Source organism: Natronobacterium haloterrestre (assembly GCF_900112205.1).
GTDB lineage: Archaea > Halobacteriota > Halobacteria > Halobacteriales > Natrialbaceae > Natronobacterium > Natronobacterium haloterrestre.
The window spans coordinates 123274-139736 of the sequence record NZ_FOKW01000008.1; the positions used below are offsets into that span (position 1 = coordinate 123274).

General features: G+C 66.8%; 11 protein-coding genes. 4 read left to right on the forward strand and 7 right to left on the reverse strand.

The genetic code is table 11. The features are described 5' to 3' along the window. Nucleotides 1-5 precede the first annotated feature (5 nt). Entirely contained in the window at nucleotides 6-1085 is a 1080-nt protein-coding gene (locus tag BM113_RS15530) for a S1C family serine protease (protein WP_394327720.1), read from the reverse strand. A gap of 329 nt (nucleotides 1086-1414) precedes the next feature. Here BM113_RS15530 and BM113_RS15535 point away from each other — a divergent pair, with 329 nt between their 5' ends. Continuing rightward, on the forward strand, nucleotides 1415-3364 hold the full coding sequence (locus BM113_RS15535) for a glycoside hydrolase family 15 protein (protein WP_089788963.1): 1950 nt from the start codon (nucleotides 1415-1417) through the stop codon (nucleotides 3362-3364). 96 nt (nucleotides 3365-3460) lie between these two features. On the opposite strand, the gene BM113_RS15540 is transcribed toward BM113_RS15535, so the two are convergent. The 4 genes from BM113_RS15540 to BM113_RS15555 all read right to left on the reverse strand — a co-directional run bounded on the left by BM113_RS15540 (nucleotide 3461) and on the right by BM113_RS15555 (nucleotide 7869). After that, nucleotides 3461-4699 (reverse strand): mandelate racemase/muconate lactonizing enzyme family protein, encoded by a 1239-nt coding sequence (locus tag BM113_RS15540; protein WP_089788964.1) that lies wholly within the window; start codon nucleotides 4697-4699, stop codon nucleotides 3461-3463. A 74-nt stretch (nucleotides 4700-4773) separates the two neighbouring features. Further along, nucleotides 4774-5844, reverse strand: a complete 1071-nt coding sequence (locus BM113_RS15545) for a glucose 1-dehydrogenase (protein WP_089788965.1) — start codon at nucleotides 5842-5844, stop codon at nucleotides 4774-4776. 165 nt (nucleotides 5845-6009) lie between these two features. Further along, nucleotides 6010-6663: a bifunctional 4-hydroxy-2-oxoglutarate aldolase/2-dehydro-3-deoxy-phosphogluconate aldolase gene (locus BM113_RS15550; RefSeq protein WP_089788966.1), complete on the reverse strand. Its 654-nt coding sequence runs from the start codon at nucleotides 6661-6663 to the stop codon at nucleotides 6010-6012. Between the two features lie 138 nt (nucleotides 6664-6801). Beyond that, the gene (locus tag BM113_RS15555) at nucleotides 6802-7869 is read right to left on the reverse strand and encodes a TrmB family transcriptional regulator (RefSeq protein ID WP_089788967.1); all 1068 of its coding nucleotides are present in this window, start codon (nucleotides 7867-7869) and stop codon (nucleotides 6802-6804) included. Nucleotides 7870-8036: 167 nt separating this feature from the next. Here BM113_RS15555 and BM113_RS15560 point away from each other — a divergent pair, with 167 nt between their 5' ends. Continuing rightward, nucleotides 8037-10136 carry a DUF7997 domain-containing protein gene (locus BM113_RS15560; RefSeq protein ID WP_089788968.1) on the forward strand — a complete coding sequence of 700 codons (2100 nt, stop codon included), beginning with the start codon at nucleotides 8037-8039 and terminating at the stop codon, nucleotides 10134-10136. A gap of 179 nt (nucleotides 10137-10315) precedes the next feature. Next, entirely contained in the window at nucleotides 10316-11614 is a 1299-nt protein-coding gene (locus BM113_RS15565) for a S8 family peptidase (RefSeq protein ID WP_177209190.1), read from the forward strand. Between the two features lie 97 nt (nucleotides 11615-11711). On the opposite strand, the gene BM113_RS15570 is transcribed toward BM113_RS15565, so the two are convergent. After that, nucleotides 11712-13850, reverse strand: a complete 2139-nt coding sequence (locus BM113_RS15570; RefSeq protein ID WP_089788969.1) for an alpha-amylase family glycosyl hydrolase — start codon at nucleotides 13848-13850, stop codon at nucleotides 11712-11714. A 72-nt stretch (nucleotides 13851-13922) separates the two neighbouring features. Beyond that, nucleotides 13923-15056: an ABC transporter ATP-binding protein gene (locus BM113_RS15575; RefSeq protein ID WP_089788970.1), complete on the reverse strand. Its 1134-nt coding sequence runs from the start codon at nucleotides 15054-15056 to the stop codon at nucleotides 13923-13925. A 208-nt stretch (nucleotides 15057-15264) separates the two neighbouring features. Between BM113_RS15575 and BM113_RS15580 the strand changes: the two genes are divergently transcribed. Continuing rightward, the gene (locus BM113_RS15580) at nucleotides 15265-16461 is read left to right on the forward strand and encodes an extracellular solute-binding protein (RefSeq protein ID WP_177209195.1); all 1197 of its coding nucleotides are present in this window, start codon (nucleotides 15265-15267) and stop codon (nucleotides 16459-16461) included. The last annotated feature ends 2 nt before the right edge of the window (nucleotides 16462-16463 follow it).

The following is a 16463-nucleotide window of genomic DNA, read 5'->3' on the forward strand; positions in this document are numbered from 1 at the left end:
GACTCTCAGGGGCCCTCTACCGGCGGTCGTTCCTCGAGGGTCAACTCGACCGTCTCCCGCTCGCCGTCGCGAACGACGTCGACGTCGATCGTCTCCCCCGGCGACGTCTCGAGCGCCAGGTACGACGCGAGTCGCTCCTCGTTCGGGATCTCCTCGTCGTCGATGGCGACGATCACGTCGCCGCCCGCGGGAACCGGCACGCCGTCGACGGTCGCCACCTCGTCGGCCGGTTCGAGCACGCCACTGGCCGGCCCATCTGGCCTGACCTCGCGGACGAGGACGCCCCGCGGCTCGTCCAGTTCGTTCGCCTCGGCGATACGCGGATCGACGGGGTCGACCCCGACGCCGACGTAGGAGTGGGGGTACTCGCCGTCCGCGGCGAGCGCCGGCACCACCCGCGCGGCCAGTTGGGAGGAGATCGCGAACCCGATGGTCTGTCCGGCCCCGGCGAAGACCACGCCCAGCACCGACCCCTCGAGGTCGACGAGCGGGCCGCCGCTGTTGCCCGGGTTGACGGGCGCATCAGTCTGGATCGCCGCCGGAATGGAGAACCCGGTGGGACTCGGCAGCGAGCGATCGACCCCGCTGACGATCCCCTGTGTAATCGAGGCGTCGAGTCCGAGCGGGTTGCCCAGCGCGACGACTTCCTGCCCGACCGCCGGCCGCTCGTCGGCCAGCGAAAGCCCGTCGACGACGTCCGGGAAGTCGTCGACCTCGAGGACGGCGAGGTCGCTGTACTCGTCGGTGCCGAGGACCGTGGCGGTTCGCCACTGCTCGTCGGTGAACTGGAGTTCGACTTCGTCCGCGTCCCGGACCACGTGTGCGTTCGTGACGACGTGGTCGTCGACGACGAACCCGGAGCCGAGTCCGCCGGGACCCGGCCCGTCCATCCCCGAGACGGAGACAAGGACGACGTCGTCGATGATCGACTCGTAGACGTCGACGTAGCGCCCGTCGCTTGCGTCCTCGCCTTCGTCGTCCTGTGCGGCTCCACTGGCGACCGCCGTGCCGGAGCCGACGATTCCGAACCCGACGGCGGCCCGGAGCAATCCGCGACGTGTGGTGTCGATCGGAGTCTGCGTCACGCGCGCTTCCACCTCGAGCAGTGGTATAAAACCGAGGCCAGCACGGCCATCCCGTCGAATTGTGGGGCGACCGCGAACCACGACGACGTTCCGCCGGCCGAACTCGACGGGAACCGGCGGTTCAGTTCCTCGAGCGCGGGCCTCCCCCTCGAGGACCCCGAGACACACGCGACCGATCGCGGAGCGTCGTCGTGACTCGTACTCCCGGCCGCTGCCGGCCGACGCTTATTGGCTCGAGCCCCCGACGTATCGGGCACTGACACACGCCGGCCGAGGAATCGCCGTTCGACCGTTCCCGTAGCTTCACCCCACGTCCGAGCGCTCTCCAGATGGACTACCCACCGCTTCGCGATTACGGCGTCATCGGCAACGACGACCGCTGCGCGCTCGTCAGCAGAACCGGCTCGATCGACTGGTGTTGCTTCCCGCACCTCGAGGACGCGAGCGTCTTCGCCCGAATCCTCGACGCCGACCATGGCGGGCACTTCGCGGTCTCCCCGAGGGCGGCCCACGAGTCGAGCCACCGCTACGTCGACCGGACGAACGTCCTCGAAACGACCTTCGAGACCGAACGCGGGCAGGCGACCGTGACCGACTTCATGCCGATCCGGAACGGACGCAAACCCGGCTCCGGCCGCGGCCGCGACGGCGGCCACGACTACGCGTTCGACTTCGACGACGAGGACGACGCCAACCGCTTCCAGCAGGCGATCTACCGGCGGCTCGAGTGCGAACGCGGCGACGTCGAGTTCGGCCTCGAGTTCGCGCCCCGGTTCGACTACGCCCGGGTGACGCCGACGTTCGAACGGATCGCGGACGGCGTCGTCGCCCGTGGCGACGACCGGTCGCTGTTTCTGTACACGGGTTGGGAACCGCCGCTCGACGACCTCACGGTCTCGGAGTCCGACGCGACCGTCACCGGCACCGTCTCGCTCTCGGCCGGCGACCGCTGCTGGACCGGCGTCCAGTACGGCGGCCGGGGGCCGCTTTCGTCGATCGACCTCGAGACCTGCATCGACGAGACGAAACGCTACTGGCGCGACTGGCTCGGCACCCGCGACGGCGCGCCCGGAACGATGCCCGAGCGGTGGTACGAGGCCGTCGTCCGGTCGGAACTCGTCCTGAAGCTACTGATCCACCACGAGACGGGCGCGATCCCGGCGGCGGCGACGACGTCGATCCCCGAGAAGATCGGCTCCGACCGGACCTGGGACTACCGGTACAACTGGATCCGGGACGCAAAGTTCACCGTCCAGGCGTTACACGACACGGGCCACGAACGGGAGGGTCGGGAGTACTTCGACTGGTTCGCCGACGTCGCCCGCACGGACCCCGCCGAGATCCGGCCCCTCTACAGTCTGCACGGTGAAACCGGCGACGCGGTCGCCGAGCGAACCCTCGAGCACCTCTCGGGGTACCGCGACACGGGTCCCGTCCGTGTCGGGAACGCCGCGGCCCCGCAGCAACAACTCGACGTCTACGGGACGATCGTCCAGGCCCTTTATGAGACGGTCCAGTTCGACGTGTCGGTCCCGATCGAGGACGACTGGGACGCGATCCGCGACATCGTCGACTACGTCTGTGCACACTGGGACGAACGCGACGCCGGGATCTGGGAGTTTCGCGAGGAGCAGCGACACTTCCTTCACTCGAAACTGCTGTGCTGGGTCGCGCTCGACCGGGGAATCGTGCTCGCGCGGGAAAACGACCTCGAGGCCCCACTCGAGGAGTGGGAGGGGAGCCGAGCGGCGGTCCGCGAAGCGATCGAGGAACGCGGCTACAGCGAGTCGGCCGGGAGCTTCGTCCAGTACTTCGGCAGCGACGAGGCCCTCGACGCGACCGCGCTGTTGCTCCCGATCTACGAGTTCCTGCCGCCGGAAGACGACCGCGTCCAGTCGACGATCGACGCCGTCATCGAGCGACTGACGACCGACGACGGTCTCGTCGTCAGGTTCGTCGACAGCGAGGTCCGCGAGGACGAGGCGGAGCCGTTCCTGCTGTGCTCGTTCTGGCTGATCGACGCGCTGGTCCTCTCGAACCGCCTCGAGCGGGCCCGGGAGTACTTCGAGTCGGTGCTCGAGTACGCCAGCCCCCTCGGCCTCTACTCCGAGAAGGTCGACCCCGATACCGGCGAACTCCTGGGGAACTTCCCGCAGGCGTTCTCCCACCTCGGCCTGATAAACAGCGCGACGTACCTCTCGCGGGCGCTCGAGGTCGACGGCGACGTGTCCCCGGAGAACTTCGACCCGGGCCACGTGGAAACGCTGTTCAGGCGGTGAGAGGTATCCTAACGCCCCAAATCAAAGATTTGCTGGCTCGACGAAGCTAGGCTTCGTCGAACACCGTTGAGCAACGCTCAACGTACTCGACGAGGCTTACGCCTCGTCAAACAACTCCTCACCCTCGACCATATGCTCCTCGACCGCGTCCAGATCCAGGGTCACGCCGAGGCCGGGCTTCTCGGGGATTTCGATGTAGCCGTCCTCGATGACGTCCTCCTCGACGAGATCCGACCACCAGCCGAGTTCGTAGGAGTGGTACTCCACCGCGAGCGAGTTCGGAATCGCCGCGCCGACGTGGGCGCTCGCCATCGTCGCGACCGGCGAGGCGACGTTGTGCATCGCGACCGGAACGTAGTAGAGATCCGCCAGGTCCGCGATCTTCCGGGTCTCGCGCATCCCACCGACCTTCGGCATGTCCGGCGCGATGATGTCCACCGCCTGCTCCTCCAACAGTCGCCGCTGGCCGTGTTTGCGGTAGACGTTCTCGCCGACCGTGATCGGCGTCGTCGTCGACTGGGTGACTTCCCGCTGGACGTCGTGGTTCTCCGGCGGCACCGGGTCCTCGAGCCACCAGACGTCGTACTCCTCGAGGCGCTTCGCGAGGCGTTTCGCGGAGCCACCAGAGAAGGTCCAGTGACAGTCGAACGCGACGTCGGCCCGGGAGCCGACGCGCTGGGTGACGGCTTCGACGATGCTTGCCTTGTGTTCGATTTCGGGTGCGCGGAGGTGGCGGTTCGCGCGGTCTTTCTCGTGGCCGGAGGGGACGTCGAGGTCGAACTTCAGGGCGTCGTAGCCGAGTTCGGTGACGACGCGTTCGGCCTCGTCGGCGCAGGCGATCGGGTCCGCTTCCGCTTCGGTGTGACAGTCACAGTAGACCCGGACCTCGTCGCGGTACTTTCCGCCGAGCAACTGGTAGGCCGGCACCTCGAGGATCTTGCCCGCCAGATCGTGTAGCGCGACCTCGATGCCCGAAATCGCGGTGACCGTGACGCCGCCGATCGAACCCTCGCCGGACATCTTCTGGACGAGGTGTTCCGTGAGGCGATCGATATCCAGCGGATTCTCCCCGCGCAGGAACGGGGCCATCCGTTCGATGAGTTCCGGCGCGCCCGCCCCCCAGTAGGCCTCGCCGGTGCCGACGATGCCCGCGTCGGTATAAATTCGGACGAGGGTCCACGGGAAGTTGCCGTCGACCATCGTCGTCTGGACGTCCGTGATCTCGACGTCCCGGCCGTCCCCGCGCTCGCGGGTCACGTTCATCGTCTCCGCCGACAGATCCCGCATCGTGTATTCCGCGTTCGGATCGCGGAGGTTCGAGTAATCGACTCCCATAGCAAAAATCACTACTCGGGAATCAAGTAATTGTTTTCATCACGGTCCGGCCGTCGGCTCGAGGTCCGTGCCGACTACAGAGAGCCGAACTCGACGGCGGTTTTCACGACGTCGTCGCCGGTTTCGAACGCCGCGTCGTACTCCTCGAGGCCGTAGACCCCGGTCACGAGGTCGTCGGTGAACCAGTCGGGAAGCTGGGAAAGCGTGTCGACGGCCGATTCGAACTGGCCGCGGTGGGAATTGACCGTGCCGACCAGCGCCTTGTTGTGCAGGACCATCTCGCGGTGGAGGTGACCGCCGTCGACCTCGAACTCCCAGGGTTCGGGGACGCCCAGCAGCGCGCCGACGCCGTTCGGTGCGAGCGCGTCGACCGTCTCGACGGCGTGTTTCGCGTATCCCGTCGCCTCGTAGGCGAAGTCGACGGCCTCGTACGCGTCGGGGATCTCGGCGACCGGCGTCTTCCGCGAGTCGACGTACGTCGCGCCCAGTTCCTCGATGATGTCGATCGTGGGGTCGGGCCGGTCGCGCCGCCCGAGACAGTACGTCCGGTCGAACTCGTAGACCTTCTCGAGCATCGCCAGCGTGAGCAGCCCGAGCGAGCCGTTCCCGAGCACGAGGGCGGACTCGGGGTTCCAGTCGAACGCCGACCGCGAGGCGAAGGCGTGCTCGAAGGCTTTCTCGGAGATGCTGATCGGCTCGACGAGGAAGCCAAGCGCCGCGAGTTCCTCGGGGATCGAAACGAGGTACTCCGCCGGGCTGGTGAAGTACTCGGACATGAACCCGTGTTCGCCGACGATCCCGCGCTCGACGTACTCGCCGTCGGGCGCCATGTCCGGTTCGCCCCGCTCGAAGTACTCGTTGGTCCCGCCCGCGGGCGGTCGGCGCACCGTCGGGACGACGATCTCCCCCTCCTCGAGGTCGGTCCCGTTCGGATCGGCGACGACGCCGACCGCCTCGTGGCCCAGGACGAGTCGATCTTCGCCGGGGGGCAGTTCACCGTGGTGTCCCGCGATGACTTCCTGGTCGGTCCCGTCGACACCCACCCGCAGCGTCCGCACCAGCGCCTCGCCCGTACCTGGCTCGGGCTGTGGCCGCTCGACGAGCGTCGGCTCGCCGGCGCCTGGTTCGACAGCGATCGCTTTCATACTCGAACCAACGGACCGGGTCGCTAAAGTATTTACCCTATCGGTAGTAAATTGTAGAACGTCCCGACCGGCTGGTGATCGCGACGACGATCGACGGCCGGATCGCTCGAGGGGGAAGCGATCGGCAGGAAAACGAGGGATCGGATGACCGGGGACCGGCCGGACTCACTCGCTTCGCGCTTCTTCGACCGCCTCGACGAAGGCGGCGGCCGACTCCCGAACGCGGTCCATGTCGCCGTCGGCGATCGCTTCGTCGTCGACGATCGCGCTGCCGGCACCGACCGCGAGTGCGCCCGCCTCGAGGTACTCCCCGGCGTTTTCCGCCGAGATACCGCCGGTCGGAATCACGTCGACGTCCCCGAGCGGGCCCTTGATCGCGCCGATGTGGCCGGGGCCGACGGTAGAGGCCGGGAACAGTTTGAGTACGTCGGCACCGGCCTCCATCGCGGTTACGGCCTCGGTCGGCGTCATGATGCCGGGCGCGGCGAGAACGCCGTGACGGTTACAGGTACGGACGACGTCGACGTCCAGGTGCGGCGAGACCACGAACTCCGCGCCCGCGTCGACCATCGACTCCGCAGTCGCGGCGTCGAGGACGGTGCCAGCCCCGACCACGGCGTCGGTATCGGCCAGCTCGCGCGAGACCGCGGCCATCTTCTCTCGAGCGAAGTCGCCGTCGGCCGTGATCTCGATCGCGGCGACGCCGCCCTCGTGGAGCGCTCGAGCGACGGGGACGATATCGTCCTCGCCGACACCCCGGAGGACGGCGACGACGCCGCCCTCGGCGATCCGATCCCGAACCGCGCGTGCGTCGGTCATCGTCGCGACCCTCCCTCGGTCGTGGGGTTCGATGCGGCGCGGGGCCGCGCTCGACCGCGAATACTCCGTCGAGTCATTACGCCCGACGTTCTCCCTCTCGTCCCATGAAGTTTACTCACTGCACAGTAAAGGATGACCCTACTCCCCGTCCTCGAGGCGGCGAAGGGTCACCGACTCGGCCTCGAAGTCCTCGAGGAACGCGCCGCTCCCGCCGATGCTGTAGCGGTCGCCGTCGACCTGGATCTCGAACGCGTTCTCGATGGGAACGGTCGACGAGACGGGCCGGACCAGGCTCTGTCGGACGTCGACGACCTCGCCCGAGAGTCGTGTCGGCAGGTCCCGGTCGGCGACCGGCGCCCCTTCGACGGTCGCCTCGAGCCGGGTGTCGCTCGTCCGGTGGAGCGCGATCTGGAAGACTGCGTGCCGGAATCCGTCGTACGTTCCCGGCAACTCCGCCGGCGACCTGACGTATCGCTCCTCCGCGATCGGCCAGTAGTTCGCCAGGAAGGAACCGGTGAGTACGGGGACCAGTTGTTCCTGTGAGAGGGCGATCGCACGCGTATCGCTCGTGGAACTCGTGAGGATCTGGTTCGGAGCCAACAGCCCGTGAACTCGATCCACCGTCAACATCGTCGGGACGAGCGCGTCCCAGGTCCGGACAGTACTCGCCGTCCCGGCGAGCGACGCGGTATCGATCCGCTCGCCGTCGGCCGTCCCGACGAGCAGGAGGACGAGGACGTCCCGTTCGACGGTCTCCTCGAGCGTCGACCGGATCCGCGGGAGTATCGACGCGGGCAACGACAGCGTCACCTCGGTTTCGGCGTTTCCCAGCAGCTCTTCGATGCGCTTGAGGACCGTCTGTCGGGACTTGATCACCTCGAACTGCTCCCCGGTACGCTCGGTCCGCGTGTACCGGGACTCCAGTTCCGGCTCCATCTGCTCGACGCTGCGGGTGAGCCGCTGGACGACCGTCTCCGGCTGGACCGGCCGGATGACCGTCGGTACCGCGTGGTCGTCGACCTCGACGAACCCTCGTTCCTCGAGTTCCTCGCTGATGCTGTAGACGTACCGCTTCGAAACGTCGGCGGCGTCCGCGATCGTGCTCGCCTTCGATTCCCCGTGATCCAGGATGGCGAGGTACGTGTCGATCTCCTTCTCCGAGAGGCCGAATTGCTCGAGTAGTCCGGCGAGGCCGTCAGTGTCCATGAGTAGTTAGTGTTGCAAGAATTGCAGCGACGGCTGAAAAAGATTCGCGCTCGGCTCGAGTGGATCGACCGTCGATTCCACGGACGACGGCGGCTTCGTCGTCGGGCAAAAGTGGGAATACATTTTACAACAAATTTTAGACGGTGGGGGTCGTATCGGGTTCCACGATGAAACTTCACAGCGCCCTGAACGACGTCAAACGGTCGCGGGGCGACCCTCGTCGGTTTCCCGGCGAGCGACGGTCGACGTCGGGGCTGTTCTCGGGGCTCGACGATCGACTCGTCCACGTCGCCCCCGACGGGTCGGTCAGGGACTACTCCTATCCCGTCTCGGGGCTCGTCGGCATCGAGAAGTCCCGGTTCGGGGTCGAACTGGGTAACGGCACCCACTGGCTCGAGGGTGGCCAACAGCGCTACGTCGGCGATACCGCGGTCGTCGAAACCGTCCACCGGATCGATTCCGAACCCAAATCGGACCCGGTCACGCTCGTCCAGCACGACGTGACCGTCGGCCGACTACATCTCACGCACTTCGAACTCGAGGGTACCGACGGGACGGACAGCCCGTCGGAGCCGTCGATCCACGCGTGTCTCGGCTTCGCCCCCGAGGGCCGGGTCGGCCGGACCGGACAGCTCCGACACGAGGACGTCGTCGAGATCTATCACGACCGCGAACGCGATTTCGTCGCCGCCTCCTCGCCGCTCGAGGTCACGGGGCAGGTGCCGCCGAACTTCGAGGAACTGCTCGACGAAGAGCCGGTCGAGCTTCCCCGTCCGGACGCCGCCGGCCGATACGAGGAGACCTCCCTCAGCCCGATCGGGATGCTCGAGGTCACGCTGACCGGCGACGACCCGAGCGCGACGATCGCGACGCTCCTCGCGGACGCCTCCGACGGCGACCGGCTCGAGGCCCTCGAACGGGTCCGGGCCGGCGTCGCCGACCATCCCGACCGCGAGACGATCCTCGAGGTCGGCCGGACGCAGGCGCAGGGACTTCTGGGCGCTGGTGACTCCTCGAGCACGGTCGGAAACGGGACGATCGACGACGCGGTCGACGACCTGCGAACCCTCGCTCTCCTGCGGGGCTCGAACGGGTCCCGGATGGCCGGCCCCGAGTTCGACCCCTTCTTCAGGTATTCCGGCGGTTACGGCTACACCTGGTTCCGCGACGACGCCGAAATCGCGTCGTTCCTCCTCGCAGCCGACCGACGTGCCGACCTCGGTCTGGAGGAGTGGCACCGTCGAAGCGCCCGGTTCTACGTCGAGACACAACTCGAGGACGGCACCTGGCCCCACCGCGTCTGGCCCCACAACGGCGAGATCGCTCCCGGCTGGGCCAACGGCCGCCTCGAGCAGGGGTCGGCGGGCGTCGACTACCAGGCCGACCAGACGGCGAGCGTCGCGACCTATCTCGCCACGTACCTCCGGGTCGTCGACGACGAGGACGAGGACGTCCGGGCTGCGCTCGTCTCGGCCCTCGACGGCCTCGACGACACCCTCGAGGACGACGGGCTCCCCGAGCGCGTCCAGAACGCCTGGGAGAACATGACCGGGCGCTTTACTCACACTGCCGCGACCTACCTCGAGGCCTACGCCGCGATCGCTCGCGCGCCACTCGCCGACGAGTACCGCGAGCGAGCACTCGAGGGTGCTCGCGAGGTCTACGAGGGGATCGACGCGCTATGGGTTCCCGAACGGGAGTGCTACGGCCTGCGTCTCGACGACGGCGACCTCGACGACCGCCTCGATGGGAGCACCTTCGCGCTGGCCGGGGCCCACGCCGAGTACGACGCCGTCGCGGGCCTCGCCGTCGACGGCGATCGGCTCGCGCGGCTCCGCTCCCACCTCGAGACGACGATCGACGGCCTCTACCGGGACCCCGATGGACCGATCGAGGGGCTCGCGCGGTTCGAGGACGACCCCTGGCGGGTCAGCGACCAGGGCGAGCCGAAGATCTGGACGGTGACGACCGCGTGGGGTTCCCACGCAGCGGCCGAGTTGAGCGCCCTGCTGGCCGCCGCCGACGGCGACGCGGCCGCCGAGTTCGACGAGCGCGCGCGGGACCTGCTCGCGCTGGTCGAGCCGGGCGGACAGCTCCGGCGCGACGGCGAGTACTTGCCCGAACAGCTGTTCGACGACGGGACGGCCGACAGCGCGACGCCGCTTGGCTGGCCACACGCGCTTCGGCTGGCGACGGCGACCGCGCTCGCTGAGGCGGATGCGTCCGGCGTAGACGTTTCCGCGGACGGACCGACGGCGCAGGACTGACGGGCGCTCCTCGTCCGTCGAACGCGACGGGGAATCCGCGAACGATTTTCGTATTCTCTACGACGATCGTCGTGCTTCTTATTGATACAATACTGACAAGAAATACTAACTATGAAAATATATTTTATCTGTCTTATAGCGTAATATTAAATACGTGCCGTGGTGGCGATTGTCACGCAATGCAACTCGATAGGCGGTCAGCACTCAAGGGTATCGGCGCAGCAGGGGCGACGTTGTTCGTTACCGGCGTCGCATCGGCGAACGACGGTCGGGCACGCTACATCGCACGAACGGCGGAGCAGGCCGACGTGGAATCGGCCGGATTCGACGTTCTGAACGTACTCGCTGGCGGCGAGGTTCTGCTGGTAACCGGCCCGGAAGACGCAGTAGACGACCTCGAAGCCGTCGACGGGGTCACCGCTGCCGTCCGGGATCTCGAACTCGAGATCGAACCCGTTATCGAAGACGAACACGACGAGGTTCCGGACGACCCCGACGACGTCTACGACGAACTGCTCTGGGACAAGCAGGTTCAGGACGTACGCGAGGCACAGGCGCACGCGACGGGCGAGGAGACCACGGTGGCGATCATCGACACGGGAGTCGACGAGACCCACCCCGATCTCTCGAACCTCGACGTGGACGCAAGCGCCGCTATCGTCGACGGCGAGGTCGCACCTCACGAGGGCGACCCCTACGGCCACGGGACGCACGTCGCGGGGACGGCCGCTGCGACGGGTGACGAACTCATGACGGGGACAGCTCCCGACGCAACACTCGTCTCTATAGACGTGCTGGGGTATGGGACGAGCACGTTCGGGGACATCATGGTCGGAATGGAGTACGCCGCCGCCGTCGGCGCGGACGCCGCCAACATCAGTCTCGGCTTCATGGTGGCTCCGGAGGACTTCAGCGAGTTCGACACCAACGTCGGGGTCTACCGACGGCTGTTCGAACCGGTTTCGAACTACGGACAACGCGAGGGGACGCTGTACGTCGGGTCGGCCGGCAACGACGAGACCGACCTGCAGGACGGCTGGCTCCGGCTCTGGAACGGCCTGTCCGGGGTTATCGGCGTCAGCGCCACCGGGCCGAACGAGGAACTCACCTTCTACTCGAACTGGGGGCGCAACGACGTGGACGTCGGCGCGCCCGGCGGTGGCTACGAGACGCTGGAAAAAACACTCGATCCGGAGGCCGATGTCGAGTGGCCCTACCCACTCAACCTCGTGTTCTCGACCTACTCGACGCAAGCGGAGGAGGACCCCGCTCCCTACAATTGGCTGGCGGGAACGTCGATGGCGGCCCCACAGGTCACCGGGCTCGCCGCTCTCGCACGCGAACTCGACGAGGACGCGAATCCCCAACAGGTACTCGAGGCGATCCGGAAAGGGGCGGAGGTCGCGGACGACCGCGGCGACTCCTACCTCGGCGCAGGTCGGGTCAACGCGCTGAATACCGTCGAACGAATCGAGTAGCGGGCCACAGACAAACCCTCCGTGGCCGCCCCAATGACGCCGATTTCACGGTTATTCGGGCGTAGCTGTACTCGAAAACGGTTCGCTGTACTCCGTCCTACGTATCCGACCGAACCGGGACGACTGCAGCGTCTTCGACCTCGAGCACGGTGCCGCCGTCAACGCGCTCGAGGTCGCGTTCCTCGCCCGTCACGAGATCCGTCGTCTCGAGGTCGCGTTCGACTCGGACGCGTTCCGGATCGGAGCCGAAGTTCAGGACGACGGCGACCGCCTCGTCCGTACTCTCTCGAGTATAGGCGACGACCGGATCGGCGTCCGCGTCGTATTCGAGGTCGGCGAGGTCGCCCCGCGAGAGCGCCTCGGAGCCGTGGCGCGCGGCGACCAGCCGGCGGTGGAACGTCGTCGCCTCGCCGTCGCCCTCCCAGGGCATCAACTGGCGGTACTCCGTCGCGCCCCGTTCCTGCCCGTAGTAGACCATCGGCACGCCCGGCATCGTGAGGACGGCCGTCACCGCCGCCCGCTGGGCCTCGGGGCCACACTCCTCGAGGTAGCGCGTCTCGTCGTGGTTCTCGACGTAGCGCATGTGTAGCGACCACTCGGGGAACCCTTCCCGGCGCGGTGCTCGCGCGGCCTCGAGGAGGGCGTCGGCGGGCCGTTCGCCGTTGCCGACGTCCCGCAGCGCGTAGTACAGCGTCGTATCGTAGTGGACGTCGAACTCGGACTCGGCGTACTCGGGTTCGCGCGGAACGGTCTCGTCCAGCAGCAGTACCTCCGAGTCGTGGGACTTGACCCGCTCGTAGATCTCCTTCCAGAAGCCGTGGGGGACGCCCCAGGCGACGTCACAGCGGAAGCCGTCGACGACGTCGACCCACTCGTCGACGACCTCGAGGAAGAACGACCGAACGGCAAGCGAATCGTAGTTGACGTTCGGAATCCCGCGCCAGTTGAAGTAGTACTGGGCGACCTCCGTCTCGCCGTCGGGCGTCGTGCGTGCGGGCGGCGCGTAGTCCTCGCGGGGGTTCTCGGCCCCGATTTCTGCCGCGAGCTCGTCCGGCTCGACCCCGGTCTCCGCGAGGTCCTCCCAGACGTACCAGTCCTCGTACTCGGAGACACAGGCCGCGCTCATGTCGAAGGCGGCGTGCTCGCGCGCGGTATGGTTGATCACGAGGTCGAAGACCACCCGGATGTCGCTCTCGTGGCAGCGATCGACGAACGACTCGAACTCCTCGCGCGTCCCGAGATCCGAGGCCGTATCGAAGTAGTCGGTGATGTGGTAGCCGTGTTTCGTCGGGCTCTCGAGGACCGGCGTCAGCCACAGGCAGTCGACGCCCAGCGACTCGAGGTACGGCACGCGGCGCTCGAGGGATTCGAACGTCGCCTCGTCGGTGAACGAGCGGACGAAGATCTCGTAGACGACGGCGTCGCGGGCCCATTCCGGCGGGTCGTTGCGGCGCTCGACGCGTCCGTCCGGGTAGACGATCACGCAGTCGGCGACGCTGTGGCGCTCCCCGACGGCGACCGCGTGGATCCGAACGGGTTCCTCGAGGTCGGCGACCGGAACGCGGGCCCGGCCGCCGTCGACCTCGAGGTCCGCGTCGGTCAGTTCGTCGCGGTCGTCGACGTAGAACTCGACGGCGAGTTCGTCCGCGTCGTACTCGCTGTCGGTGCCCGGCGTCGCCTCGGCCGTGACCGTCGTCGCTTCGGCGTCGCCGTCGGCCTCGTCCGGCCCGTCGAGGAAAACGCGGGGCTTGCCGGGACCCGGGACCGTCACCTCTCCCCAGACCGCGTTCTCGAAGTCGTCGCCCGGAACGTAGCCGTACCGGTGGGTGCCCGGTTCGGCGTCGATCTCGTACCGATAGGTACCGCCCTCGAGCGTCGGGTGCTCCCGGTCGAAGAGGTGTTCGTTGAACGGCCCCATGATCGACACCTCCTCGGGGTCGTGATCGGGGAGTCGATCCCGCTCGAGGTCAAAGCTCGTCGACCGGCGGACGTCAGGGAACGCGCGAATGCGCTGTTCGTACCGTCCCTCGGGGGTCTCGAGTTCGAACCGGTAGGTCCCGGGTGCGTCCGGCTCGAGATGCCACACCGGATCGTCCGGTACGGAGAGGGCGCTGTCGGCAGGTGACTCGAGGATCGACCACTCGTAGCTCGCCTCGCGCTCGGGATCCGGATCCCGGGGAGCGAGTTCGACCGATTCGCCGACGGCACAGAAACGCGGCGGGCCCGGCTGGTGCATACGGATGCGAACGAGCGGGGCCGATTTATCGTTTATGGACGAAGAATTATTACACCATGATTTTTGACCGCGTCAGGGCGTCGGCGTCGTGGCCGCCGCGTTCTCGTGGAGCAGCGACTCGCCCGTCTCGTCGTCGAACAGGCGAACGTCCGTCTCGTCGAACGTGACCTCGATCCGTTCGTCCGGTTCCGGTTCGAAGTCGGCGTCGACCCGGGCCATGAACTCCTCGTCGTCGTCCCCGAGGTCGAGATAGAGGTAGTTGTCGCTGCCGACGGGTTCGACCACCCGGACGGTCGTCTCGATGCCGCGTCCGCCGTCGGTCGGAGCGATGTGCTCCGGCCGGATGCCGGCGACGACGGTGTCTCCCGCCTCGAGGGGGGCTTCGTTCGAGTACGTCGGCGAAAGCTCGTATCGGAAGCCCGCGTCGTCGTCCAGAACCAGCCGGTCACCGGACTGTTCGACGCCAACGCGCACGAAGTTCATCGAAGGCGAGCCGATGAAGCCGCCGACGAACCGGTTGGCGGGCTCGTCGTAGACGGTGTTGGGATGACCGACCTGCTGGAGTTTGCCGTCTTTGAGAATGACGATCTTGTCCCCCATGGTCATCGCCTCTTCCTGGTCGTGGGTGACGTAGACGGCGGTGATGTCCAGTTCCTCCTGGAGCCGCTGGATCTCCGCGCGCATGCTCGTCCGCAGCTTCGCGTCGAGGTTCGACAGCGGCTCGTCGAACAGGAACACGTCCGGCTCGCGGACGATCGCCCGCCCGAGCGCGACCCGTTGTTTCTGTCCGCCGGAGAGTTCGTCCGGCTTGTCGTCGAGAAGTTCGTCGATGTCCATCATCTCCGCGGTCTCGACGACCCGCCGTTCCCGCTCGTCTTCGGTCATGTCCGTGCTCATCCGGAGCCCGAACGCCATGTTCTCGAAGACGGTCTTGTGGGGATACAGCGCGTAGTTCTGGAAGACCATCGCGACGTCACGGTTCTTCGCGTGTACGTCCGTGACGTCCCGGCCGCCGATCTCGATGCGCCCGTCCGTCGGCTTCTCGAGGCCGGCCAGCATCCGCAGCGTAGTCGTCTTTCCACAACCCGACGGCCCCACGACGGTGACGAACTCACCGTCTTCGATCTCGAGGTCCAGATCGTCGACCGCGACGACCCGTCCGACGTCGTACTCCTTCCGGAGGGAGTCGATGGTGACCCGTGCCATTTGCCAGGAGTTAGTCCCGATAATATAAAGTCTTTCCCAAAATTGGCAATCTAAGATGTAATATTTCACCACGCATTTCTCGAAATTCGCTCCGCTCCGATTTTCCCCCGATCTAACTCCTCTCGAGGCGACACAGCGGACGGCCATCCCGACGCGGACCCTAACGATTAAATATATGAAGACATAATTCGTAACTACTTTCATGCCAATGCAACGCAGGAAGCTCCTGGCGGGGATCGGTGGGATGGCTACGCTGACCGCAGCGGGCTGTCTCGGGAACGAAGAGCAAGGGACCACTCTCTGGCACGACTTCACCGAAGGCGAGCAGGACGCGCTCGAAGAACAGGTGGCGACGTTCAACGAGGGCCGCGAGGACGAACTGAACGTCGAACAGGTGCCCGAGATCGTCGACCAGCTGGACACGGCGATTCCCTCCGGCGAAGGGCCGGAGACGTTCGCCTGGGCCCACGACTGGGTCGGTACCTACTACGATCGCGAGTTCATCTACGACGCGTCCGACGACCTCTCGATCGACCTCGACGACACGTTTACCGACGCCGCGGCCGACGCCGCGCGGTGGGAAGGCGGCGTGTACGGGCTCCCGTACGCCGCCGAGACGACGACGTTGATGTACAACAAGGAACTCGTCGACGAGGCCCCGGAGACCCTCGACGAGATGGTCGACATCATGGAGGAGTACCACGATCCGGAGGGCAACATGTACGGCCTCTCCTGTCCGCCGGCGGATCCCTACTTCATCAGCGCGTTCGTCCAGGCCTTTGGCGGCCGGTTCTTCGACTCCGAAACGGAAGACACCCACATCGACGACGACGAGTTCGTCGAGGGCGTCGAACTGCTCCGGGACCAGATCTGGCCGTACGTGCCGCAGGACCCGGACTACGACGCCCAGGTTCCGGTCTTCGCCGACGGGAACGCCCCGTTCGCGATCAACGGCCCGTGGGAAGTCGGCGGCTTCCGCGACGGCGGTATCGACGTCGGCCTCACCTCGATGCCCGACATCGACGGCGGCGACCCCACGCCGTACACCGGCATCCAGCTGTGGTACTTCACCACGAACCTCGAGGACGCGCCCGAAGAGGAGGTCGAGACCGCCGTCGAGTGGGCCGAGTGGCACTCGACGAACGAGGACGCGATCCTCTCGAACGCGGAGAACCACGGCTTCATCCCGGTCCACCGGGACTACACAGACGCCGACGACCTCGGTGAGGACGTCGCTGCCTTCGCCGAGACGGTCAGCATGGGCGTCCAGATGCCTGCCCACGAGCGGATGGATCAGGTCTGGAACCCGGTCGAGGCCGGCCTCGAGCAGGTGTTCAACGACCAGTCGACTCCACAGGAAGCGATGGAATCGGCAGCGGAAGAGATTCGGGGGCGCTGGGAGTAACC